Consider the following 24,345-nt stretch of genomic DNA (forward strand, 5'->3'; position numbering starts at 1 on the left):
CGGCCGCGCTCAGGCGGCCAGTCCAGCCAGCGCGCGCAGGGCGCCATCGTCCAGCACCTGCACCTCGCGACGCGCCACATCGATCAAGCGCATCTCATGCAGCTTGGTCATCACCCGGCACACCGTTTCGTTGGTAAGCGCAAGAAAGCTGGCCATATCGGCGCGACGCATGCGCAGTATGAAGTGGCGCGGACTGAAGCCCATGCGCGCATAGCGACGCGCCTCGTCGATCAGGAAACTCGCCACCCGCTGCTCCGCGTTCAAGGTGCCGATGGCAAGCATCCAGGCATGGTCGGCGCGAATTTCACGCGCCAGCGCGGCGGTAAGTCGGCCCTGCAACCCGGGCATCGCATGGCAAGCCTGAAGGATGGCGGGATACGGCAATTCCCAGGTCTCTCCGCTTTCCAGCGACACCGCGCCCGAGGCGTAACTGCTCAGGCCGATCGACTCGACGCCGAGGAAATCCCCTTTGCCACGAAAGCCCGTAACCTGATCGCGACCGTCGTCGGCCAGTTCGATCAGCTTGAGAAAGCCGGCATGGACAAGATAGAGCGACTTGAACGGCTGGCCCGCGTGGTACAGCGACTGCCCGGCGGCGAGCTTGTGCCGAAAAATCGGCACGTGACGCTGGAGCTCGTCGATATCCAGCATCGGCATCGCCTCGTCCTCGTCGCGCTTGAGACGTGTAACGGCGGAAGGAAAAGCCATCGTGGTTTCCCGGTGCGTGCTCATGGCGATACCCCGTTGATCGCGACATTTCGCTTACGGGTTGAAGGTATGGCCGACGTGTCACACCCTGACTTCCTGGCCGAAACAGTTTGTAACGGTGCGTAACAGGCATGTGCGCATGGCGGGTTATTGATGCAACTCAACGCGTGCCTTCACGGGCACGGAATACTCCGTGCGTATCACGGATGTGATCACGCCACTTATGAATAGCTCGCCAGCCTTCATTGATCTTGCCGCTGTGGAGGCATGGGATGCCTGGTTCCGTTGGCGTCACCACAATGACCTGCGTGACCGGTCCATCCAGGACACGTGGGCACGCGTAGCCAGGGCGCTGGCCCGCAGCGCGTGGCCCGAGCCCGTGGGACAGTTCGAGCAGCGCCTTGTTGACGCCCAGGGCACGTGGCGGCTGCTTTTCGACGAGCGACTGTTGCGCACCGCCGGGACGGATGCACCTGCTTGGCCGGATCGCGACCTGGTTGCCTCGATCAATCTCGCCGCGCTGGTGACCGACCCCGGCACCGAGGACGCTTCCTTCGACCTGCCGGGCCTGGAGGCCACCGCCGAATTGGCCGTACTGGCACTGGACAATGCCGCGCTCCTGGCGACACAGCGCCCGGCACCCGCGGGCGCGAGCTTACGGATCGGCATGATCGGCCTGGCCGATGCGTTGTTGTTGTTGGGCCTTCGCTACGAAAGCGCCAACGGCCGCAAAGCGGCTCACCGGGCCGCGCGACACCTCGCGATGGGCTGCCTTCGCGGCAGTCTGCGCCTGGCTCACGAGCGCGGGGCGCAGTGGGATCTCACCCAACTACCGGCCCAGGCATACAAGCTGCGAGAAATCTCGCCCGAGATGGCGACGGAGGCCGCCCGCGTCGGGCTGCGCCACACCCGCCTCACCGCCATCACTTCGCAACGGCAACTGGCGTTGCTGGCCAATAACGTGGCCGATGCGGTCGACCCCCTCTCATCCACCGGACGCCTGAAGACCATGGCCGATGGCGCTCGCGCGCACGCCGCCGACTCGCTTGGCTATGCCATGGAAGTGCTGCGCCGCCAGGGTGTGGTACCCCGGCAATTGGCAGCACTGACCTTGGGCGCCGCGGCCACCGTCGATGCCCAGATGGACCTGCGTGCCGCCATGCAGATGTGGATCGATGAGCCAATTCTTTATCCGTTCGACACAAGTAACGGCGTGGCAACCTCCGCTTCGCCCGACAACATCCCCGCGCCATGCCCCTGATTCCGTCAAGGCGAGGCGTCGCAAGCAAAGCATGAGTACATCAATACGCCTGCTCGCTGGGCTGACAGGCTGGCTCTCTGGATGACCAGCCCATCTCCAAAGCACGCGGTTGACGCCAATCAACAACGCTCCCGGCCAGGCGGATAGGTTGGATGACCATACCGTTACGCGGATACCATCCATGACTGCCCTCCCCGATGCGCCGCAGCGACATGCACGCCTTCAGCGAGCGCCGGGCCGATGCCAGGGATTGCAGTCGGCGCGCAGCGCCACGGACGTCCGCTCCGCTTTGGCCGGTCGTGCCAACCTACCGCCAGTATCCACATCGTCCCTTGCTGCTACCGAGGGTGCCTGAGCGATGCGTGTACTGACCCTCAATGCCGGCTCATCATCACTGAAGTTCGGGCTTTTCGACGTAACAGCTGGCGGCTCGGCCCATGCGATATGCCTGGGCTCGGCCGACGCGCTGGGCAGCAACGAAAGTCGATTCCAGGCACGCTGGACCGGCGTTGAGCGCATGCTCGACGAGGTCGTGCCGATTCCGGATCACGCATACGCCTGCACGCGATTGCAGGCCTTGTTCGATACCCATGCGCTGCCGTGGCCGAACGCCGTGGCGCACCGCATCGTGCATGGCGGGGCCTCGCTGCGCGGGCATGCGCTGATCGACGACCACGTGCTTGGCCAAATCCAGGCCGCAACGTCGATGGCGCCCCTGCATACGCCTGCCGCGCTGGCCGGCGTGCGCTTCGCTCAACGCTATTTCTCCACGTTGCCTCAGATTGCCTGCCTGGACACAGCGTTTCACGCCGACATGCCCGAGGTGGCTCAGACCTTGCCCATTGCGCGTCGCTGGCGCGATGTAGGCGTTCGACGCTATGGCTTTCATGGGCTTTCCTGCGCCTCCATCCTCTATCAGTTGGGCAAGCCGCCTGCGCGGCTGGTGATTGCACACTTGGGACATGGCGCAAGTGTCACCGCCGTGCAGGCGGGCCGCTCCATCGACAACAGCATGGGTTTCAGCCCGGGTGGCGGCGTGATGATGGCCACGCGTTGTGGCGATATCGATCCTGGCGTGCTCATCTACCTGGCGCGCGAGCACGGCCAGGATGCAGACCGGCTGGAAACACTCACCGACCATCAATCGGGCCTGCTCGGCGTCTCCGGTCTCAGCGGCGACATGCGCGTACTGCGCGCGGCCGCGCCCACGCATGCAGACGCCCGCCTGGCCATGCATATGTTCGCTTACTCCGTTGCTCGCCATATCGCGGCCATGACCAGCGCGCTGCAGGGCTTGGACATGCTGGTGTTCACGGGCGGCATCGGCGAACACGATGCCATCTCACGCGCGGAGATCAGCGCGCACCTGGAGTGGCTGGGCATCCGGATCCATGCCGCTCGTAACGCAACGGGCGAGATGCGCATTAGCACAAGCGACTCCGCGTGCGCGGTCGCGGTGATGACCTCGCAGGAAGATCTGCAGATGGCACGATACTGCCACGACGTGCTCCGGTGCGCCGCGCAGACCTCGCCGAGTTGACTGGGATCAATGCGCAAGACGCCACGCGGACTAAGCTCAAAATGACTCCATCAATGCGCGGGAGTATCGCCATGTCACCGGTTATGCCCTTCCCCAAGCAGAAGCCTCCCAAGCGCTTTGCTTTCTCCATGATGTCGTCGGTCTTGATAGTACTGGCTGCCGCCAGCGCGCTGGCGTTGGTGCATGACTGGGGCAAGGGTGCCATTGCCAGCATCGAATGGCTGTGCGGCATCAGCGTGGTGTTGTTGCTTATCAGCATGTTCGTGGACTGGCGACGACCCTGACGCGCCGATGACGTAAAGAGGCGTGGCGATGTATCAGTACATCCTGCTGGCTATCGATGGTTCAGCGCATGCCGAGCGCGCCGCCTCCGTCGGCATCGAACTGGCTCGCGCGCTGGGTGCCAGGGTGCTGGCCTTCCATGCAGCCCCGCCCTACGCCTCGCTTTCCTACCTCATCGAGGTGCTCGGTACGCCGCAACGGGATTATGATCTCGCCATGAGCGAGCACGCAGAACGCTATCTCGCGAGCATTGCGCAGGCCGCCGACGTGGTTGGCGTTTCGTTCGCCAGCGAATACCGCTACGCGAGCCAGCCCTACGAGGCCATCATCGATATGGCCAAGGCACGCGGTTGCGATCTTATCGTGATGGGTGCGCGTGGCCGTCATGGCGTAAGTCACCACCTGCTTGGCAGCGTTACGCATCGGGTATTGCTGCACGGTCACCTGCCGGTATTGGTGTGTCCCTGATCCATCGGCGACGCGGCATGCCTGATCGCGTAGCTGTCGCTGCGCTGGTCCCGTCTTGAATCATGCGCCGCGATCATTTGTTGACTTGGCTCAACAGCGCCCTGTGCGCGCCCCCTAGGCTGAAGCCGTACGCTCCTGCAGGAACATCGCCGTGCGCGCCATCGACATTGCCACCTCGCGGGTTGTGGTCGTCAGCCCGGAACAATCGCTTCGCGCCGCGGCGCTGTTGCTGGAACAACACATGGCCGGCTGCCTGGTGGTTGTACGCGCGAATGAGCCCAACCTGCTACCCATTGGCATCATCACCGATCGCGATATCAGTCGCCTTGCAGTGGCGGAGGCCGCCGATGCCGGAAGCACCCGTGTCGGCTCGGTGATGTCCTGCCCGCCGGTGCTGTGTTCGCACGACGCCACCCTCACCGAGATCGTGGACATCATGCATGGCAGCGGCCTGCGCCGCCTGCCTGTCGCGGACCCTGCAGGCCGGCTGGTGGGCATCGTTACCGCCGACGACGCGCTGGTAGCGCTGACCCAGTTGCTTCAGCAACTGACGGAGGTGCTGGTGGTGGAGCCGTCATTGAAGGATCGCCTGGTCGCCATGCAAAGCGTGCGCGAAGCCGGCGATAGCGGCTCCCCGTGAGTCCGCGCAACGTGAAACGCCTCATCTACGCCCTGCCCGGCAACGAGGATTTCGCAGACTTGCTTGCCCTGCGCGGAAACTGGGAGCGACGGCCATTGATGGTGCATCGCTTTCCCGACGGCGAATCGCTGGTCACCGTGGCGGAACCGGAGCCGGACGCCGAGGCGCTGCTGGTCTGCACGCTCAACCACCCCGACCCCAAGCTGCTGCCGCTATTGATGGCCGCGGACACCTTGCACGAACTCGGTGCCGTACGCGTGATACTGGTGGCGCCCTACCTGGCCTATATGCGCCAGGACGTGCGTTTTCATCCGGGCGAGGCGGTGTCCTCGCGCATTCTTGCGGGCCTGCTGGATGCGCACTTCGACACGGTGATTACCATTGAACCTCATTTGCATCGGCACGCCTCGCTCGCTGAAGCCGGGCTGCGGCATGGCTTCGTCGCCTCGGCCGCACCCGCCATAGCGGCATGGATCAGTAACCATGTGCGCGACCCCGTCATCATCGGGCCGGACGAAGAAAGCCGGCAATGGGCCACACAGATCGCCCACCTGATCAGAGTGCCCGTGGCGATCGCCAGCAAGCAGCGCAACGACGATGCTCACGTCACCGTCAGACTGCCGAACGAGGTCGGGGCCCTCTGCAAGCACCGTACGCCGGTCCTGGTGGACGACATCATCTCCAGTGGGCACACCATGACCGAGTGCACCCACCAGTTGGCACGCCTGGGCCTGCACCCGCCCCTCTGCGTAGCGGTACACGGCTTGTTAGGCGCGACCGCGCGGGAGCGCATCCTGGCGGCGGGCGCGGTGCGCATCGTCACTACCAACAGCATCGACTGCCCATACGCGCGCATCGATATCAGCGGCAGCCTGGCCGAGGCCATCGATGCGATAGACCACCGGCCCCATCCCGCCGCGCATTCTTCGGCCGCCTGACGCGCGCCGGCGTTGACACCCATCAATGGGGCGCATCGACATCGGCGGCACTATCCATACACACGCAAAGAGCGAATGCATCTTCCGCGCTCGATGCCAGTCCCGCGAGAGCCCGCCACATGTTCAAGCATATCCTGGTTCCGATCGATGACTCCGAGCCGTCGCGTCGCGCCGCCGAAGCGGCCATTGCATTGGCGCACGCTTGCCGCGCCTCATTGACGGCGTTGTCGGTGATTCTTCCGGAGCGCGCCGAATCCTATGTGTGGGACACGCACGGACGCCGATCCAGCGACGTCGGCGCAGCCATGGATATCTGCCTCGACGGCGTCCAGCAAGCCGCGGACGCGGCTGGCGTGCCTTGCACGTGTCGACGCTCGCAGGCCGGCGAACCTTGGGATGCCATCGTGCAGGCGGCACACACCTACGACTGCGACCTCATTGTAATGGGTACGCACGCGCGCGGCGGCCTGGCGCGCGTACTGCTGGGCAGCCAAGCCCAATCGGTACTGTCACACACCAACACCCCCGTTCTGGTGTGCCCGCCCTAACCGACACACGGCGTTATTGACCGTGGTCAACACCGCCGCCGCGTGCTGGACGTGAAATGACTTGGCCCGCTGCCTTGTCAACGGAACAGAGAAGTCGCCATGACCAATGAAACCAACTCCCTTCATGCGAAGGACTTTGCTGCGTTTCCCGAGGTTCTCGCCGGTGACCACTGGATCGAGGCCCTGCGCGACGGCACGCCCGTACTGATCCGCCCTCTCCGGGAGGCTGACCGCGAACGCGAACTTGCCTTTGTGAACGGGCTCTCGCATCGGTCACGCCGCTACCGTTTCCTGGGTGACTTCCGATTGACCAGTCAGGCGCAGATCGATCAACTGATGGACGTGGACTACCAGCAACGCATGGCATTCATTGCGCTGGTGCATGACAACGGTGTGCTGCAGGAGATTGGCGTGAGCCGCTATAGCGCCACGCTGGAAGACAAAATGTGCGAGTGCGCGGTGACCGTGGCCGACGAGTGGCAGAACCGTGGCCTGGGCGTACTGCTGATGCGGCACTTGATCGACTACGCACGTCGACAGGGTTTCAAGCGCATGGTGTCGATGGATTCCGCGAGCAACGAAGGCATGCGGGACCTGGCCAGCTACCTGGGCTTCCATCGTGCCGTAGACACGGCCGACAACACCCAGGTCATACACACCTTGCAGCTCTAGCGTCGCCATCGTCGATTCCATCGACGAATTGGAGGTACCCCATGGCAATCTGCTGGATTCTGGTCAGCGACGCCGCACGCGCGCGCCTGTTTTGCGCTGCTGAGCGCGATAGCGCCCTCGTGGAAGTGGCCTGCTATACCAACCCCGAGCTGCGCGGCTCGGCGCAGGCGGGTGGTCGCGATCAACCACTGCCGCGCACCCATGACAGCCTGGGGCCAGGACGACACGCCATAGAGCCCCACACCTCCCGCCGTACCAAGAACGCCCGGCAATTCGCCTCTGCGCTGGTGGATGTGCTCAGCGCGGCACACGATCAGCGGCAATTTCAACGACTGTTCCTGGTTGCTCCGCCGCAGTTTCTTGGCATGCTGCGCGAGGCCGTGGGCAACCCTGAAACGATTGGCTTTACGGGCGAGATCGGGCGCGACTACGTGGCGCTGTCGCCAGCCGAGCTGCACGACCAGTTGCACACCGAATACCCCCATGAGTTTCATGCCACGCCTGCGCGCCTTGCGTCCTGACGCGAGGCCCGGCACTGATCTAAGGCGGCCCGGCGCGGTGCCAAACGCCAACGTAAAGGCATCGGTCGCACCAGGCGCAGGTTGCGGTCATTGGGTATCCCCGGCACCCGCGCGGGATGGCTCCAGACACGCATATGCAACTCGTTCGCATATGCCGTGACAAGTAGTTTGCATGCACAGGCTTAGCCGAAAGAGTCCCGCAAAATACCGCGTATAAGCTTAGTGAAAGTCTAGGCTAGGATACTCACCAAGCCTGCGGGGGGCCTGGGACTAACGTTATTAAAAACACGTTAGCACGGGGGCGCAGGGTCAACTCCATGCCAAGTCATTGGCAGCGCGGTGTCGCTTGAACGAAACCATCGTCACATCTGGGCAGGAGCCCGTACCGCGAAAGGGAATTTATCGCATCCTTGTGTGCCGGCCGAATCATCGGCTGGGCAACACCATTTTACTGACGCCGCTGATCAGCGAACTTGAGCGGCTGTTTCGCGGCGCGGAAATCGACATCATTTCCGAAGGCGATATCGCCGAAGAGGTGTTTGCCAGCTTCTTCAGCGTCAAGCATGTGTATTGCCTGCCCAAGCGCGGATTCAAGCATCCGGTGCCGTTCCTTGGCTTGCTGCATAAAGTGCGCAAGACCCACTATGACTTGATCATCGATCCTTGCCTGGGCTCGGGCTTCAGTCGCGCGCTCACCCGTTTTCTCAAGGGACGTTTCAAGCTCGGCTTCAGCGATGAACCAGCGCATTCGGGGCTTACCCATGCGGCACCCTGCGCGGTAGCGCGCGACCACATGGCGCAACGGCCCATCAACCTGCTGCGCTGGGGCGTACAGCAGGGCGAGCCGGACAGCGAGGCCTATCCATCGCTGGACATGCGACTGACCGACACCGAGTGCAGCAAAGGCCGGCAGGCGATCGCCAACTTGCTATCCGCTTCCCAGCAGTCGGTGACGCCACCGGTGGTGGGCATCTTCGCCAACGCGACGGGTGCCAAACGCTACGCCAATGACTGGTGGAACGCCTTTATCGATGCCTTCAAGGCGATGAGCCCTGCCGCCAGCATCATTGAACTCATCCCCATGCACGGCCATTCCATGCTGGGCGAAGCGTGGCCTGGCTATTACTCGTCGGATATCCGCCGCATGGGCGCGGTCATGGCCGGCATGGACCTGATCATCAGCGCGGATTGCGGCGTCATGCATCTTGCGGTCGCCTCCAAGGTGCCCACGGTGGGCCTGTTCTGCGTCACCGACTCGTCGGTTTACGCGCCTTACGGCCTGGGCAGCCGCGCGCTCTCCACCTGCGATCTCTCGCCCGGCGAGGTGGCCGCCCGCATCATCCGCGACTTTCCCGACCTGCTCGGACACAGTGCACTCCCGGTAACATCCGCACCTATCTTGACTGCGGATGACGACATTGCCCTCCACTTACCGCACAGCCTGGGCCAACTGCGGCTATCGCATTGATGGTGGAAGCGCATCGTGACTGAAGCCTGGATGGCGACGCCCTCCCCCAACGACCTCTCTCCGCGCCGCCAATCCATCGAACGATGGCTACTGATGCTGGGTGCCCTGCTGCTGTTGGCGGCAGGCATCGGCATGCGCACGCCCACGCCCTCGGACGAACCGCGCTTCGCCCTGGTGGCCCATCAAATGGTGGCCTCGGGTAATTGGCTCATTCCCCACCGGGGTACGGACTGGTATTCCGATAAGCCGCCGACGTTCATGGCGATGCAGTCGCTGTCGTACGTGCTTACCGGCAACTGGCAGATCGCGTTCCTGCTGCCCTCGCTGCTGAGTTCGCTGGGCACGCTGTGGTTGATCTACGACCTGGGGCGGCGCCTTTGGGGACATCGAGCGGGACTGTGGGCGGCACTGGGCTTGTTATGCACCGTGCAGTTCGTGTTTCAGGCCAAGCGCGGGCAGATCGACCCGACCGTTACGTTTTTCCTCACCCTCGCCAATGTCGGTCTGCTGCGCCACTTTCTGCTTGGCCCGGATCGTCGCGCTCTATGGCTGGGCTGCTTTGCGGCGGGGCTCGGGGTCATCACCAAGGGCGTGGGCATTCTGGCCTTCCTGCTGGTCTTGCCCTGGCTGCTGGCCGTCCGGCTGCGCTGGAACGGACTGACGCCAAACACGGGCGGCGTGCTGACCTGGCTGGGCGGCGGCTTCGCCTTTGCGCTGGCGCTGGCGCTGTGGCTGGTGCCGTTGATGCTCTACGTACACGCGCACGACACGCCCGAAGCGCACGAGTACCTCAGCGATATTTTTCTCAACCAGACCGTGCACCGCTACGTGCACCCCTGGAACAGCATCCAGCCGCCCTGGTTTTACCTTGAGGTGATCTTCACGTCCTGGTTGCCATTGAGCCTCGCCCTGCCCGGCCTGCTACCCGCCTGGTGGCGCCGCTTGCGCGCGCAAGACGCGCGCTTCCTGCTGCCATTGACGTGGGTGGTGTTGCTCCTGGTGTTCTTTTCGTTGACCCGCGCCAAACGCGATGTCTACATTATGCCGGCGCTGCCGCTGCTGGCTTTGTGCGCCGGGCCATTTCTGCGTGACATCCTGCAGCGCCGCTGGGCGCAATGGTTGGGCATGGCTTTCCTGCTGGCGCTCGCCCTGCCCACGCTGGGTATCGGCTTGCAGGGCCTGTTCCATCCCACCGCATGGACGACACGCTTCGTCGCCGCGCGCCAGCTCGGCGACCAGGCGGCTTCGCTGTGGTGGATGTTCATCATCCTTGGCTCCTGGATGTTGCTGTGCGTGGCCGTCTGCCGCTGGCGCCGCACCGGCCCTGCCCTGCTCGCCAGCATGAGCGGCATGTGGTTGCTGTGGGGGCTGTGGGCGGCGCCCTTGTTGGCACGCGCCAGTTCACAGCAGCCGCTGGTACAGCGCGTGGAGCAAGCCATCGGGCCGCACGCCGAATTGGCGCTGGTGGCCTGGAAGGAGGAGCTGCCGCTGGCCTTCGAACGAAAGGTCACGGACTTCGGTTTCGTGGAGCCCTGGCATCAGCAGCTCGCCGACGCCATTCGCTGGCAAGAGCGCGCGCCGGAAGATCGCTGGGTGCTCATCCTGTCAGACGTCATGGCCCCTTGCATCGATCAGGCGGCAAGCCTCGATATGGGCATGACCAGTGGACGCGACTGGCGCCTGTACCGCCTGAACGCGGTGGCACAGGCTTGCCGGGGCGGCATCGTGCCCATCGGCGCGGTGGAAGACTGGGGCGGCATCGACCGTCGCCCCTGAGGAAAGGAAACACGCTCATGCCGAGCCCCCATAGCGCCCCTCCTTCCATCGACGCCCCGGCGGAGACGTCGCGCCCCGGCGAAACGCACCGGCCCGGCTGGGCAAGCGCCCTTGGCCGGGCGTTCGCCGCGCGCCCCTGGCTATGGTGCTGGCTGGCAGCGGCCCTGCTGGCGATTTTCCAGCATGGCCCCATGCCCATGTATTCCACGCGCACCTTGTCGGTGGCATGGGAAATGTGGGTACGTCACAGCTTCGCCGTGCCTTACCTCAATGGGCTGCCCTATAGCGACAAGCCACCGCTGCTGCTGTGGCTGATTCATCTGGGATGGCTGATCGGCGGCGTGGGCGATGTCTGGCCGCGCCTGCTCGAAGTCGCGCTTGGCGCGATCCAATTGCTGCTGGTGGCGCGACTGGCCGAACGCCTGTTCCCGGAACACCCGCAGGTGGCGCGCACGGCACCATGGATTGCCGCCGCTTTCAGCTTCGGCTTTCTGTTTGGCCTGCAAGTGATGTACGAGGTGTTGCTGGCCGACTGCGTACTCGCCGCCCTGTTGTGTCTCACACCGACGCCGCAGCGCGCATCGCCGCGCTGGATCGGCTTTGCCCTCGCGGTGGGGCTAGGGTTGCTCAGCAAGGGGCCGGTGATGTGGCTGCACGTCGCCTTCCCGTGGCTGCTTGGCCCCTGGTGGAACCGCTGGGCCCGCCGTGAACGCAGCCGCTGGTACGGCACGGGCCTGCTGGCCTTGCTCGCCGGGAGCCTGTTGCTGCTCGGCTGGGTAGCGCTTGCCACATGGACCGGCGGCGAAAGCTATCGCCAGAAATTGGTCGTCCACCAGACGGCCGGCCGGGTGGTGGATGCATTCGCGCATGCCGCGCCGTTCTGGTGGTATCTGCCGCTGCTGCCGGTATTGATCTTTCCGTTTGCCTTGTGGCCGCGTGCATGGGTGGCATTGGGCCTGTTGCGAGGCCCGCTCGATACGGGCCTGCGTTTCGTGCTCGCATGGATAGTGCCGGTCTTCGTTGCCTTCTCGCTGATCAGTGGCAAGCAGCCCTATTACCTGCTGCCCGAGTTCGGTGGTTTTGCGTTGTTGATCGCTGCCGCGCTCGCCCGTTTCGAGCACCCGTGGCATGCCCGGCGCTGGCTGGGTCCATGGCCGCTGGCCCTGTTGTGCGCGGTCACCGCGGTGGCACTGGTGGTGCTGGAATACATGGCGCGCCACGGCAAGGTGGCCGATCGTGAACTGGCCACGCTCGGCACCTGGGGTGTGCCATTCGGCGTGCTGTTCGCAGGGTTTGCCATCGCACTGATGGTGCGTCGCTGGCGCGAACTGCAGCGCATTGCGCTGATCGGCTTGATGGCCACCGTGGCGGCACATGCGCTGTTCACCGTAACGTTATGGCCGGCCTATGACTTCAGCCCGATTGCCCGACGACTGGCGCAGGCGGAAGCGGGCGGCAGCCCCATCGCCAACCTCGAATCCAACGACGGCCAGTACACCTTCCTGGGCCGCCTGCGTGAGCCAGTGACGCAATTGCGTGGACTCGATGCGGTTCGCCACTGGTCGACCGAGCACCCGGATGGACTGGTCATCACCTATCCACGAGAGCTCAGCGCCGCCGACCGTGCCCACGCGGTGTATATCCAACCCTTCCGTGGCATCTGGGTGGCGATTTGGCCAGTGTCGGACTATGTGGCCGCACGCGAGCATCAGCAACTGCGCGACTGAAATGCCACGCCGCGCAATATGGCGAGCGCCATCAAGAACGGGGACGCTCGCCCAGTCGATGCAGCACGCGCTGGATCAGGTCATCCATCGACGTGGCCCGCTCGATGCTGTAGCGCTCGGCGGTGGCGTCCACGTTACCTTTGCGCCAGAAGCCATCCGGACATAGCACGATCAATTTGCCCGCGCGGGCATGCAAGCCAAGCTCCAGCAGGCTTACCGGGCTCTGCGAACCGGGCGCCAGATACATGACGATTACGTCGGCCTGATCCAGTGCGGACAACTCCCAGTTCACTTGTTCGGCGAAATGGGGGTCGCTGAGCTCGGCCTTCCATGCACGATTCCAGTCCGCGCGACGGGGATTGAGTATCACCACATCGCTACTCCCCAGCGCAGCGATCACCTGCTGCTGCCAATCGCTGGCCTTGCCCATATCGATGCTGCCTGCCAGGAAGATCCTGGGGCGTGCATCGTGGGGAATCGCCTGTGGCGACACAACGACGGTGCTCGATGTGGCATGGGCCTGCCAGCCCAGCATGCCGATGGCGGCCATGAGCCATCGAAGAGTCAGTGTCCGCATGGAATGTGCCGGAAGAACCAGGGCCGATCAGTATGCCGCAACCGGCAACTTCAACGCCCGGTTAAAGCTGCTTTTCCAAAACATGTACGCCATCGATGCCTTGCCAGGGCGCAACATAGCCCCATTCATAACCACTCCCACCCACACTGAGGTTCTCCATGGAATACCGGCAATTAGGTGCATCGGGCTTTAAGGTCCCGGTGCTGAGCTTCGGCACGGGCACGTTTGGCGGCAAGGGCGAACTTTTCAGCGCCTGGGGCAACACCGATGTCGCCGAGGCCAAGCGCCTCATCGACATCTGCCTCGATGCGGGCCTCACCATGTTCGATAGCGCCGACATTTATTCCGATGGCGCCGCCGAATCGGTGCTGGGCCAGGCGATCAAGGGGCGGCGGGATCGCGTGCTGATCTCCACCAAATCCACTTTCCGCGCTGGCGAAGACCCGAATGCGGTGGGTTCCTCGCGCTATCACCTGCTCAATGCCGTCGATGGCTCGCTCAAGCGCCTGGGCACCGATTACATCGACCTGTTCCAGTTGCATGGCTTCGATGCCATGACACCGGTGGAAGAAACGCTCTCCACCCTGGACGACCTGGTTCGTGCCGGCAAGATCCGCTACGTCGGCGTCTCCAACTTCTCCGGCTGGCACCTGATGAAGTCGCTGGCCGCCGCGGATCGCCACGGTTATCCGCGCTATGTCGCCAACCAGACCTATTACTCGTTGATCGGCCGTGACTACGAGTGGGAACTGATGCCTTTGGGCCTCGATCAAGGCGTGGGCGCGGTAGTGTGGAGCCCGCTGGGCTGGGGTCGCCTCACCGGCAAGCTACGGCGCGGCGCGCCGCTGCCGGCGCAGAGCCGCCTGCACGCCACCGCCGACAAGGGCCCGCCGGTAGCGGACGAATACCTCTATCGCGTGGTCGATGCACTCGACGAAGTAGCCGCCGAAACCGGCAAGACGGTGCCGCAGATCGCACTGAACTGGCTGCTGCAGCGCCCCACGGTTTCCAGCGTGGTCATCGGCGCGCGCAACGAGGAACAGCTGCGCCAGAACCTTGGCGCGGTGGGCTGGAGTCTCACGAAAGAACAGGTTGCCAAGCTCGATGCCGCCAGCGACCTTGCGCCCGCCTACCCGTATTGGCATCAACGCGGCTTCGCCGAACGCAACCCGCCGCCGGTTTAAGCGACAACGTTCCGCCAATAAATCCACTCCGTCACCGTGCGCGCGATTGCACACGACGACGGGGTGGATCAGCCTATTTCTGCCGCCAACAGCACCCCGGCGATGCCGAAATCGAGGTGCCAAGGCAGGCGCCCTCGATTACGTCGTCCGCGCAATTCTCCGCGAAATACCGCTTCACTGGATCATTGCGGTCGTTGTCCGCCGGCGGCTCTTTCGGTGAGTCGAATCAACGCGGCTCAACGACGCTGGAGCCCGGCTTTCGCCGGGATGACGGTATGTGGCGGGGCCTGCGTCACCCCGCGTTGAGCGCGCCATCCACCATGATCTGCGCCTCTTCCAGCAATTGGTGCAGGTGCGCCTCGTCCTTGAAGCTCTCAGCGTAGATTTTGTAGATATCCTCGGTACCCGAGGGTCGCGCAGCGAACCAGCCATTGGCCGAAGCCACTTTGATACCGCCGATGGGAGCGCCATTACCTGGCGCGCGATCGAGTACCTGCTCGATCTTCTCGCCCGCCAACTGGGTGCTCTTCACCTGCTCCGGCGACAGCTTGGACAGGCGCGCCTTCTGCTCCACGTTAGCGGGCGCATCCACGCGCTCGGAGACCGGATGCCCCAGTTCGCTGGTCATCTGCCGGTACAACTCGCCCGGGTCGCGATCCATCCGCGCGGTGATTTCCGCCGACATCAGCGCCGCGGCGATACCGTCCTTATCGGTGCTCCACACGCCACCATCGCGACGCAGGAACGAGGCACCGGCACTCTCTTCGCCGCCAAAGCCCAGCGAACCGTCGAACAACCCGTCGACGAACCACTTGAAGCCTACCGGCACTTCGTACAGGCGACGACCCAGGCGTTTGGCGACGCGATCGATCAGCGCACTGCTCACCAAGGTCTTGCCAACGGCTGCGTCACTGCGCCACTGCGGCCGATGGGCGAACAGGTAGTCCACCATGACGGCAAGATAATGATTGGGCAGCAGCAGGCCGCTACTGCGCGTGACGATGCCGTGGCGATCGTGATCGGTGTCGCACGCAAAGGCCACGTCGTACTGGCTCTTGAGTTCGATCAAGCGCTGCATGGCATACGACGAGGAAGGATCCATGCGGATCTTGCCGTCCCAGTCCACGCTCATGAAGCGGAAAGTGAAGTCCACCTCTTCGCTCACCACGGTCAAGTCGATACCGTAGCGCTCGGCGATAGGGCCCCAGTAATGCACGCCCGAGCCGCCCAGTGGATCCACGCCAAGGTGCACACCGCTGCCGCGAATGGCGTCGAAATCGATCACGTTGCCCAGGTCGCCGACATAAGCGGCGATGAAGTCGTGCTCATGCGTGGTGGAAGCACGCAGCGCTTGCGCATGCGGCATGCGCCGCACCTCGCGCAAACCGCCCTCGATAAGCGCATTGGCGCGTTTCTGGATCCAGCCGGTCACGTCCGTATCGGCCGGACCGCCATTGGGCGGGTTGTACTTGAAGCCGCCGCCATCGGGCGGATTGTGCGACGGCGTCACCACAATGCCATCGGCCAATCCGGTTGCGCGACCGCGGTTATGCGTGAGGATGGCATGCGAAATCGCCGGCGTCGGCGTGTATTCGCCACCCTTGGCGATCATCGTCTGCACACCATTGGCGGCCAACACCTCCAGCGCGCTTTCGAACGCGGGCAGCGAGAGCGCGTGCGTGTCGATACCGATATACAGCGGACCGTCGATGCCCTGGGCTGTACGGTATTCGCAAATAGCCTGGGTGATGGCCAGCACGTGCCATTCGTTGAAGCTGTGCTCGAACGAACTGCCGCGATGCCCGGAGGTGCCGAAGGCCACACGCTGCGCAGGCACGCCCACGTCGGGACGCCCATCCACATACGCCGCACGCAGTCGACTCACGTCCACCAGCATCGATTCGGGCGCAGGCTTGCCAGCCAGCGGGCTCAGGCGTGCGCTCACTGGATCACCTCACGAGCGATTCCAGGGCGAGGACGGTAGGCGATCATCATGCGCGTGCGTGCTCCCATGCGGCGAAAGGCGACTATTGACCCTCGCGGCGAGCAACAGTGTCAATAGTGGCCGCCCTTGCCAGTCCACGCCATAAGAACGGCATTCATGCGCCGCACCGCCCAGATCAGCGCAACTGGCTGTCCTTGCTGCCGCGCCGGTTGTAGCCACTGAAGGCAGCCTCTTCGCGGTCATGCGCTTCCTGACAGGCAACACACAGGCGCACGCCAGGCACGGCATCGCGGCGCGCCTGCGGAATGGCTGCCTCACACGCCTCGCAGTGCGTGAGCCCGGCACCTTTCGGCAGCCGGCTGCGCGCCCGCTTGACCGCGTCGTCCACGGTCGCGTCGATCTGGTCTTGCACCGCGCCGTCGCCGGCCCAGCCCGTAGCCATGGTCACCTCCCGGTTCCAGTGGCGCGCCTGTTCGGGGCGCGAAACACGCTACTGCCGCGTGTCTACCCAAGATGGGGGCGCTACGGTGATTTTCACGCCCGGGGGCGCCGGCGCGATCAAAAGCGCTTGCGCAGAAAGTAGCGCGCGCTGCCCAGCGGGTGGTCGGCGATTTCGCCGAATACGCTATAACCCAGCCTTTCGTAGAAACCGCGCGCCTGGAAGGCAAAAGTATCCAGCCACGCGCCCACGCAACCCCGAGCGCGGGCGATGTCTTCGGCGCGAAATACCAGGGCACTGCCCACATCCTGGCCGCGCATCGCCTCCGGTACGGCCAGCAGGTCGATGTGCAGCCAATCCAGGGCGGTTTCGCCCCACAGGCCGCCTACGGTCTCCCCCGCCTCATCCTGCAGGGCAATCACCAGCGACTGGATATCCAGTGATGGCACCTTGCTCTCGTTGTAGCTGCGCAACGGGGCCGCGATCGCCTCACGATCGGCCTGTGTGGGCTTGGCGATGTCCCGCAGATGGAGCGAGCGCGTAATGCCACTCATCAGCGAGCCTCGTGCTCGGCGCTCGACGCCTGCGGCGGCGTCTGCGCATTGATTTGGGCGACATCGTTGGCGCCGTCGTAACCGCCGCCCAGCGCCTCGATGAGTCGCACGGAGATGTCGGCCTGCTGGCTCTCGAGCAAGGCCAGTCGCTGCTGCGCCGCGAGCAATTGCTGCCGACTGGTAAGCGGCGTGAGCGGGCCTTTCAGACCACCTTTGTACGCCGTCATGGCATCGTCCCAGCTCTTTTGCGCATCGTCCACGGAACGCTTTTCCAGCACGATCTGCTCGCGCACGGACGCAAGCGCGGAAACCTGGTCGGCCACTTCGTTCAATGCGCCGATCAGCAAGCTGTTGTAGCGCGCCACCAGGGCGTCGTAGTCGGCATCGGCGATGGCCAGATGGGCGCGGCGGCGGCCACCATCGAAAAGGGGCAAGCTCAAGGCCGGGCCGAATGCATAGGTACGCGCGGGCAATTGCAGCACATTGGTGCTGCCACCCACCGCGATGACGCCTGCCATGGCGGTAAGGCTGAGGTTGGGCAGGAATTCGGTCTTGGCGGCCTTGATGTCCTTGTTCGCGGCTTCGATTTCCCAGCGCGCGGCCACCAGGTCAGCACGGCGACCGATCAGGTCCACCGACAGCTTGTCGGGCACTACCGCCGGACCGCGATCGGCCAGGTGCGGGCGCTCGATCGACAGGCCGCGATCCGGGCCCTGCCCCAGCAATACCGACAAACTGCTGCGCGCGGCGTCAATGGCGCGATCGGCGGCCACCTTCTGCTGTTGGGCGCCGGCCACCTGCGAATCGGCCAGATGCTCCTGCTGCGGCGTGCCAAGACCACCCTCGACCAGGCGATGGGTTACATCCAGCGACTGGGTGGCGCGCTTGAGCTCGGCCTCGGCCACGTCCTGCTGCGCGAAGGCATAAGCCAGCCGTACATAGGCGCGCGCCACGTTGACAGACAACTCGATGCGGGCCGCATGGGCGTCGATCTGCGCGGCCCGACTGCGACCCAGGGCCGCCTCCCACGCGTCGCGCTTGCCACCCCACAGGTCGATATCCCAGGAGAAGCCCGCCGTGATCGATTTGCTCCAGGCGAAGCTACCCAAGGCATATTCGGGGTAGATCGGGTCCTTGCTGGAGAGGCGAGCGCCGGTAATGGACGCATCGAGCTGGGCCACCGGCTGACGCCCGGCATTAAGGCTTTGCGCCACCGCTTGCGCCTGGCGCGCACGCGCCTGCGCCTGGTCGAGGCTGGGATTGTTCTTCAGGGCCTCTTCGATCAAGGCGGTGAGCTGCGGATCGGCGTAGCTTGCCCACCAATCCTGAGCCGGCCAAGCGGCGGGGCTGAGCTGCACGTCGGCCAGGCTGCGCTCGGACTTCAGCTGGGTCGCATCGGTGAGCGCGCCGGTGGTAGGCAGTCCACGGCTGGTGGCGCAACCGGCCAGGGTGACGCTGAATGCGATGGCGACGAACAGTGCGTTGGAGCGCATGGCGAAAATCATCCGGGAAGGCGTCAGGCGACGACGGTAGGCGGCGTGGCGTCGATGCCGAGTGGTGAGCGCGCGGGCGCTGCGTTCGGCGGTGGGCGGCGTCGCCTGGCCCGGGCGGCCTGGCTGGGTAGCGAGAGATTACATAAATGTATTATAGCCACGGCAAGTGTTTTTCGCATCGCCACCCGGCCCTCGCCTCCGCCAAACGTTCCTCTACCTTAGTCGAGTCCTGGCCGGCCCTGCTGTGCCTGGCGCCGGTCATCCCAAGCCCCTAGGCTCCCCAGCCTGCCCCATCGTCCCGGAGTACATCCGATGTCGCGCGTATCGCTTGCCACGATCGTATCTACCGATAGCAACTATCTTCATCACATCCAGGCCGGCCACTTTCCGCTGGACGCGGATGAACCGGTCAAGCTCGGCGGCCAGGGTGCCGGCCCTGCCCCGTTTGACTATTACCTGGCCTCCCTCGCCGCCTGCACGGCGATCACGCTGCGCATGTATGCGCAACGCAAGGGCTGGGATCTGGGCGAATTTCGTGCCGAACTGGAACTGACCCGCGACGACGAAGGCGCCCTGCATGTCCGCCGCACCCTGCACGCGAGCGCGCCGTTGAGCGAGGAGCAATGGCAGCGCCTGCTGGAGATCGTGGCCAATACACCGGTGACCAAGGCGATGCGCGAAGGCGTTGAGATCACCAGTGTGCGCGGCACAGCAGCGGCGACCTGACCCAGGGCGCGTGACGACGCTTTCGCGCCACGCCAGAGCCCCGTCAGTGCGCTAGTGCGTCCAGACGCTCTAGGCCTGGCATGGGCGGCAAGCCACGCGACATATCCGCCAGTTCGTCCATTTGGCGGCGTGCCTCGCGTATCTGCATTTCGCCGGCGGGATGCCGGCGCAACTGGGCTCGAAGCAATTCGACTTCCTGCTGCAGCAATGAATTTTGCTCCAGCAATTCATCGCAGGCCCGGGCAAGCAGGTCGTTTTCGCGATCCCATTCCATGATGCCACCGCCTCTTCGCCAGTGAGGGGATAACCAAGCTGCCTGCCCGGCCGTTAAGCCGTCGTGACTCTTTGGCTAAGGATTTCGCGAGCCCGCCATAGCCTTGGCCGGACCGGACCAGGCACCCCCATCAATGGCAGACCAGCACCGGCACGTCGCAACTCAACATCACCTTGTGCGTGACGCTGCCAATCAGCAGACGCTCGATGCCTTGATGGCCTTGCGAGGACATGACGATGAGGTCGCAATGATGCTTGGCGGCCGCCCCCACGATGGCGGCATAGGGGCGCAGGTCAAACACGTATTCGGTTTCGCAGGCAACGCCCTCGGCAGCGGCGCGCTGCAACACCTCGCCCAGATAGCTCGCCGCGCGCTCCTTGGCCATGTCGCTATAGGCGCCCTTGGCCTGAATCAGCTCCGCCACGTATGACACCGCCGGCAGCGGTGGCATCACATGCACGGCATACACCCGCGCATGCAATCGACTGGCCAGCTCAATGCCCACATCCACAGCCTTGAGGCCGTGCTCGGAACCATCGACCGGCAGAAGAATGCGTTCGAACATGGCCTGGCCTCCCTTGGCGGAACCCGCGTCCCGTGGAATGGACAATGCTGCGCATAGCGTGCTCGCATGATCGTAGACGCGATGTCGCGGTTTATTGATCCAGGGCAGCAAAGCCCCGTGGGCGCGCGCTACTTTGTGGCCGGGCGCCGCGCCTCGTGACAGTCATTGCACACGAGTTGCGCCACCCTCGGGAGCGCGGCATCCCCAGTCGCGCCGACAACACCCCACAAGGAAGCGCATGTACAAGCACATCCTCATTCCCATCGACGGCTCCGAGCTTTCCATGCGCGCCGCCAAGGCAGGCATCGAACTGGCCAAGCTGAGCCAGGGCAAGGTATCGGCCCTCCATGTGATCTCGCCCTTTCACAACATCGCCTATATGGGCTCGATCCTGGCGGCCTCCGAGATCGTCTACAACGCGGAAGCACAGGAAAATGGCGAGCGCTACCTCGCCCAGGTCAAGGCTCTGGCCGATGCGGTCGGCGTGCCATACGAGGGCGAAGCCAGCTTTGGCGATCAACCGTTCGAACTCATCGTGCAGGCCATCAAGGACAAGCAATGCGACCTGGTGGTGATGGGCTCCCATGGCTGGCGCGGCATGACCCGCCTGCTGCTGGGCAGCGAAACGCAGAAGGTCCTGCTGCGCAGCGATGTACCGGTGCTGGTATGCCACTGAAGATGCCTGGCATGCCGGAGCGCTGCACCATGGAGATCCTCCGATCATGAATCTCAATCCCGGCACCCCTACCGACGTGCTGGCGCTCGTGACCTCCACGACGCCGTGGAGTGCCGCCGCGCAAGTGGCGGCAGGGCTGGCGGCCACGTTCCAGGCGAGCCTCACCGGCTGCTTCATCGATACGTCCCTACGCATGCTGCACGGTGGCGAGGCCGAACCTTCGGTACTCGCCCTGTTGCTTGATGTGCCGGCCGAAAGTGACGACGACCGCGACGCGTTTGCCTCGTTCGGCCGCCAGGCAGGCGTGAGTCACGCCCGGTGGGTGGTGACGCGCGCCGGCATTGCCCCGACCCTCCGTCAGCTCAGCGCCTGGCACGACCTGGTGGTGATCGAGCGCGGCATGGTGGAGGAAAGCATACTGTTCGACGTACTGGGTGAAGCACTGCTGATGTGCCGCGCGCCGAGCCTGCTGCTGCCATCGGCCTGGAGCGGCCAGTCCGATTTCAAGCGCATCGTGGTTGCCTGGAACGGATCGCTCGAATCGGTGCGCGCCATCCATTCCGCACTGCCCTTTCTGCGTCGCGCCACCGAGGTATGGCTGATCGATGGCGAAGCTCCAGCCTATGAAGACGAGCAGGAGCGCGCGCCCCATTTCGACCCGGTCATTTACCTGGGCGATCACGGTGTCCAGGTACGCACGCATCGGTTGCAGGTGACTAACCGCGATGCCGGCGCCGCCTTGCTGCGCGAGGTGTCTCAGCACCACGCCGACCTGCTGGTCATGGGTGCCTACGGACATTCACGCGTGCGCGAACGCGTGCTTGGCGGCGCCACGCGTTACGTGTTGGAACACGCCCCATTGCCGATACTGATGCAGCATTGACGCCACCAGGCTGCACGAACCCATCCTGCTGGACTGCACCGCCCTTACAGGCTCAGCTTGAGATCCGCCACATAGGTGCGCTGCGGAAACGGGTGATACAGGTAGTACTTCTCATTGGTGACGTTGTCCACGCCCAGTGAAGCGGCCAAATGCTCGTTGATCTGGTAGTGCGCGCGCAGATCAAACACGCGGAAGCTATCGAAGGCACCAAACACGTGCGAGGTGTTGTCGGTGTTGTCCAGCGTGGAGTATTGGCGGCCGCTGTAGCGCCCGGCCGCCGTGAAAGCCCAGGAGGCATTCGGCCGATAGGTCGCCACCACCGTGGCGCGCCATCGCGGCACATAGGGCGCATGCTTGCCGCTGGAGGTTGTTCCCACGGTGCTGATGAAGCTGTCGTTGGACACTACGGTGGAATCAACGAAGGTGATGCTGCCCGACAACTCCAACCCCTGGATCAACAGGTTGTCCTTCTGTGCCACAAACTCCGCACCACGATTGCGCAGCTTGCCCACGTTCATCACATAGCTCACCGGAGCCGCCACACCCGGCAGACTCGATGTTTGTGAAATCAGCGCGTCGCGCGTGTCTTCCTGAAAAAACGAGAGCCGCAGTAAGCCCTGTTCGAGGACGTGCTCAATCGCCAGCTCGCCGCTTCTTACCGTCTCAGGGCGCAGATTGGGGTTGGGTACGACATAGGTCGAGCCGACCGATACCAACTGATACAACTCGCCCACCGTGGGAAAGCGAATCGCCTTGGCCAACGAGCCGGTGAGTCGCCACTCAGGCGCAAGGCGCCACTGCAGGCTTGCCTTGGGCGAGAAGCCACCAGCCGTTTCCGTTGGCTGCTGCACCGCGGTCTTGCCGCTGAAGTTATAGCCATCACTGGCTTTCCACCATTCATAGCGTCCGCCCAGAGTGAGCCGCCAGGCCGGCGCCCATTGCCATGCATCCTGCAGCCACAGAGCCTGGGTCTGAGTCTTGCCGCGACCCGCCGAATAGAGCGTGGTGATGCTGTCGGTATCCAGCCAATGGGCCAGATTGCTGGTGGGATTGTTGAGTTCATACCGATCCGCATGCCCACCGAACGACACCTCATGTGCACCGCCATAGCCCTGCGGACGCCAAACGCCCGAGGCATCGGCCGTCGACCAACTCGTGCCGCCATAACGGGCGATGCGTCCATGGGTGGTGACGTCCGTGCCGGCAGCCACGCCGGCCGGCGACCACTGATTGTCCTTGAGAAAGGCGTAATGCGTCACCACGAACGCGGCGTCGTAATCACCCCGGGTGTCGGACTTCAATGAGAGTGCCTGCATGAGATGGTGTGCACTGACGTCATAGGTGTTGCTGGCGAAACCAGCCACCTTGCCGAAGGTGGGGCTGCCACTGCCATCGACCAGGTAGGTATCGGTGCGCGACTGACCATCATTGCTCCAATAGCCCGCCAGGTAGCTCAACCGCCATTGCGGTGTCAGCGCGTAGGTCAGCTTGCCATTGAGGTTGAGCATGCGTGTATGCAGCAAGCCACCTGCGCCATACACGTTGGCAACCTGCCCAAGCTTATTGAGCGCGGGCACCGTGCCGCGCGTACCTGCGGGCACCGTGCTGCCGGTGATCATCGACAGCGGCTGACTAAAGCTATTGGCGAGATTGGCGCCAAAGAACCAGCCCAGCTCGCCACTGCGCCCGCCCGCCGTAAGGCTGGTCTGACTGGTGCTGTAATTGCCATGCGTTCGGTACAGATCGAACGACTGCACCGCCTCGGTCTGCTTCACGGTGACTTCGGTTTTGTCCGGCACACGCGTAACGATGCGCATCACCCCACCCATGGCATTGCCTGCATACGCGGCCGAGAAAGGCCCGTAGAGCATATCGACATGATCGATGGCTTCCGGCGAGGCCATGCCCCAGCGCGGCGCACCGATGGTGTTGTTGTTCGCGATAAGGGCGGAGATCGGTATGTCGTCGATGTACACCAAGGTGCGCGCACTGGCGTTGACGCCCCAGGTGCGCGTGGCAAGCACGGGTTGGGTGTCGCCGTAATTGCGTTTGCGGATGAATACGCTTGGCAAGTATTTGACCGCGTCTTCCACGTCCACCGCATTGACGGCGGCTTCGACCTTTTCCACCGGCACGCTGACCATGGTGGCGGGGAACGGCGGCACGGCGGCCGTCTGCGTGGGGGCGGTCACCTTGATCGGCCCCAGGCTGGTAACGCCCTGATCTTGACCGGGCGCGGAAGTGACGTCCGCACCCTGGGCCAGGGCAAGGGAAGAAGCAAGCATGCCCAGCGGCAGGCTGAGCGTCGCATGACGCAAGAGGGAAAATCGCATATCCACGAATCCATGAATGGCCGGCCGCAGCGCAGTGCACCGGCACACGTCCGCGCAACCACGCACGGCCAGCCCATCGCGCATGCGCGACGCGGCTCACGCGCGGCTGTCGTCAACAAAAGGCTGGCATGCGCCAGCGGCGCCATC

General features: G+C 64.1%; 25 protein-coding genes. 16 read left to right on the forward strand and 9 right to left on the reverse strand.

The features are described 5' to 3' along the window. Window positions 1-9: 9 nt before the first annotated feature. Window positions 10-708 (reverse strand): helix-turn-helix domain-containing protein, encoded by a 699-nt coding sequence (locus JHD67_RS08710; RefSeq protein ID WP_199098784.1) that lies wholly within the window; start codon window positions 706-708, stop codon window positions 10-12. 193 nt (window positions 709-901) lie between these two features. Between JHD67_RS08710 and JHD67_RS08715 the strand changes: the two genes are divergently transcribed. The 12 genes from JHD67_RS08715 to JHD67_RS08770 all read left to right on the forward strand — a co-directional run bounded on the left by JHD67_RS08715 (window position 902) and on the right by JHD67_RS08770 (window position 12,549). Continuing rightward, entirely contained in the window at window positions 902-1,969 is a 1,068-nt protein-coding gene (locus JHD67_RS08715; protein ID WP_199098785.1) for a hypothetical protein, read from the forward strand. 358 nt (window positions 1,970-2,327) lie between these two features. Beyond that, window positions 2,328-3,509, forward strand: coding sequence for an acetate/propionate family kinase (locus JHD67_RS08720; protein WP_199098786.1), 1,182 nt, complete (start codon window positions 2,328-2,330; stop codon window positions 3,507-3,509). Between the two features lie 71 nt (window positions 3,510-3,580). Next, the gene (locus JHD67_RS08725; protein WP_199098787.1) at window positions 3,581-3,793 is read left to right on the forward strand and encodes a hypothetical protein; all 213 of its coding nucleotides are present in this window, start codon (window positions 3,581-3,583) and stop codon (window positions 3,791-3,793) included. A 28-nt stretch (window positions 3,794-3,821) separates the two neighbouring features. After that, on the forward strand, window positions 3,822-4,259 hold the full coding sequence (locus JHD67_RS08730) for a universal stress protein (protein WP_199098788.1): 438 nt from the start codon (window positions 3,822-3,824) through the stop codon (window positions 4,257-4,259). A 151-nt stretch (window positions 4,260-4,410) separates the two neighbouring features. Then, on the forward strand, window positions 4,411-4,899 hold the full coding sequence (locus JHD67_RS22880; RefSeq protein WP_199098789.1) for a CBS domain-containing protein: 489 nt from the start codon (window positions 4,411-4,413) through the stop codon (window positions 4,897-4,899). A gap of 11 nt (window positions 4,900-4,910) precedes the next feature. After that, on the forward strand, window positions 4,911-5,837 hold the full coding sequence (locus JHD67_RS08740; protein ID WP_199098790.1) for a ribose-phosphate diphosphokinase: 927 nt from the start codon (window positions 4,911-4,913) through the stop codon (window positions 5,835-5,837). 119 nt (window positions 5,838-5,956) lie between these two features. Beyond that, on the forward strand, window positions 5,957-6,385 hold the full coding sequence (locus JHD67_RS08745; RefSeq protein ID WP_199098791.1) for a universal stress protein: 429 nt from the start codon (window positions 5,957-5,959) through the stop codon (window positions 6,383-6,385). A gap of 99 nt (window positions 6,386-6,484) precedes the next feature. Continuing rightward, entirely contained in the window at window positions 6,485-7,057 is a 573-nt protein-coding gene (locus JHD67_RS08750) for a GNAT family N-acetyltransferase (protein WP_199098792.1), read from the forward strand. A gap of 41 nt (window positions 7,058-7,098) precedes the next feature. Next, window positions 7,099-7,578 (forward strand): host attachment protein, encoded by a 480-nt coding sequence (locus tag JHD67_RS08755; protein WP_199098793.1) that lies wholly within the window; start codon window positions 7,099-7,101, stop codon window positions 7,576-7,578. A gap of 412 nt (window positions 7,579-7,990) precedes the next feature. Next, on the forward strand, window positions 7,991-9,046 hold the full coding sequence (locus JHD67_RS22885; protein ID WP_199098794.1) for a glycosyltransferase family 9 protein: 1,056 nt from the start codon (window positions 7,991-7,993) through the stop codon (window positions 9,044-9,046). A gap of 15 nt (window positions 9,047-9,061) precedes the next feature. Then, window positions 9,062-10,822, forward strand: coding sequence for a glycosyltransferase family 39 protein (locus JHD67_RS08765; RefSeq protein ID WP_343214341.1), 1,761 nt, complete (start codon window positions 9,062-9,064; stop codon window positions 10,820-10,822). Between the two features lie 17 nt (window positions 10,823-10,839). Beyond that, on the forward strand, window positions 10,840-12,549 hold the full coding sequence (locus tag JHD67_RS08770) for a glycosyltransferase family 39 protein (RefSeq protein WP_199098795.1): 1,710 nt from the start codon (window positions 10,840-10,842) through the stop codon (window positions 12,547-12,549). 31 nt (window positions 12,550-12,580) lie between these two features. Here the strand turns inward: JHD67_RS08770 and JHD67_RS08775 are convergent, their stop codons facing one another. Continuing rightward, window positions 12,581-13,126, reverse strand: coding sequence for a nucleoside 2-deoxyribosyltransferase domain-containing protein (locus JHD67_RS08775; protein WP_199098796.1), 546 nt, complete (start codon window positions 13,124-13,126; stop codon window positions 12,581-12,583). 158 nt (window positions 13,127-13,284) lie between these two features. Between JHD67_RS08775 and JHD67_RS08780 the strand changes: the two genes are divergently transcribed. Beyond that, window positions 13,285-14,310, forward strand: a complete 1,026-nt coding sequence (locus JHD67_RS08780) for an aldo/keto reductase (protein ID WP_199098797.1) — start codon at window positions 13,285-13,287, stop codon at window positions 14,308-14,310. A gap of 292 nt (window positions 14,311-14,602) precedes the next feature. On the opposite strand, the gene pgm is transcribed toward JHD67_RS08780, so the two are convergent. From pgm to JHD67_RS08800, 4 genes are all read right to left on the reverse strand, one after another. Continuing rightward, entirely contained in the window at window positions 14,603-16,255 is a 1,653-nt protein-coding gene (pgm, locus tag JHD67_RS08785; protein WP_199098798.1) for a phosphoglucomutase (alpha-D-glucose-1,6-bisphosphate-dependent), read from the reverse strand. A 175-nt stretch (window positions 16,256-16,430) separates the two neighbouring features. After that, complete coding sequence (locus JHD67_RS08790) at window positions 16,431-16,697, reverse strand: DksA/TraR family C4-type zinc finger protein (protein ID WP_199098799.1); 267 nt, start codon at window positions 16,695-16,697, stop codon at window positions 16,431-16,433. 116 nt (window positions 16,698-16,813) lie between these two features. Then, a complete protein-coding gene (locus JHD67_RS08795; protein WP_199098800.1) occupies window positions 16,814-17,248 on the reverse strand; it encodes a GNAT family N-acetyltransferase in 435 nt (144 codons plus the stop codon). Further along, window positions 17,248-18,741 carry an efflux transporter outer membrane subunit gene (locus JHD67_RS08800; protein ID WP_199098801.1) on the reverse strand — a complete coding sequence of 498 codons (1,494 nt, stop codon included), beginning with the start codon at window positions 18,739-18,741 and terminating at the stop codon, window positions 17,248-17,250. Before JHD67_RS08800 ends, JHD67_RS08795 begins: the two co-directional genes overlap by 1 nt. A gap of 312 nt (window positions 18,742-19,053) precedes the next feature. On the opposite strand from JHD67_RS08800, the gene JHD67_RS08805 reads away from it, so the two are divergent. Then, window positions 19,054-19,467 (forward strand): OsmC family protein, encoded by a 414-nt coding sequence (locus tag JHD67_RS08805; protein ID WP_199098802.1) that lies wholly within the window; start codon window positions 19,054-19,056, stop codon window positions 19,465-19,467. A gap of 43 nt (window positions 19,468-19,510) precedes the next feature. Here the strand turns inward: JHD67_RS08805 and JHD67_RS08810 are convergent, their stop codons facing one another. Next, on the reverse strand, window positions 19,511-19,741 hold the full coding sequence (locus JHD67_RS08810) for a hypothetical protein (protein ID WP_199098803.1): 231 nt from the start codon (window positions 19,739-19,741) through the stop codon (window positions 19,511-19,513). A gap of 130 nt (window positions 19,742-19,871) precedes the next feature. Then, window positions 19,872-20,306 carry a universal stress protein gene (locus JHD67_RS08815; protein ID WP_199098804.1) on the reverse strand — a complete coding sequence of 145 codons (435 nt, stop codon included), beginning with the start codon at window positions 20,304-20,306 and terminating at the stop codon, window positions 19,872-19,874. 238 nt (window positions 20,307-20,544) lie between these two features. On the opposite strand from JHD67_RS08815, the gene JHD67_RS08820 reads away from it, so the two are divergent. Beyond that, window positions 20,545-20,982 carry a universal stress protein gene (locus JHD67_RS08820; RefSeq protein ID WP_199098805.1) on the forward strand — a complete coding sequence of 146 codons (438 nt, stop codon included), beginning with the start codon at window positions 20,545-20,547 and terminating at the stop codon, window positions 20,980-20,982. A 46-nt stretch (window positions 20,983-21,028) separates the two neighbouring features. After that, on the forward strand, window positions 21,029-21,865 hold the full coding sequence (locus tag JHD67_RS08825) for a universal stress protein (RefSeq protein WP_199098806.1): 837 nt from the start codon (window positions 21,029-21,031) through the stop codon (window positions 21,863-21,865). A gap of 44 nt (window positions 21,866-21,909) precedes the next feature. Here JHD67_RS08825 and JHD67_RS08830 read toward each other — a convergent pair whose 3' ends face one another. Beyond that, on the reverse strand, window positions 21,910-24,198 hold the full coding sequence (locus tag JHD67_RS08830) for a TonB-dependent receptor (protein WP_199098807.1): 2,289 nt from the start codon (window positions 24,196-24,198) through the stop codon (window positions 21,910-21,912). Window positions 24,199-24,345: the final 147 nt, after the last annotated feature.

Origin of the sequence: Dyella sp. ASV21 (assembly GCF_016428975.1) — a bacterium.
GTDB lineage: Bacteria > Pseudomonadota > Gammaproteobacteria > Xanthomonadales > Rhodanobacteraceae > Dyella.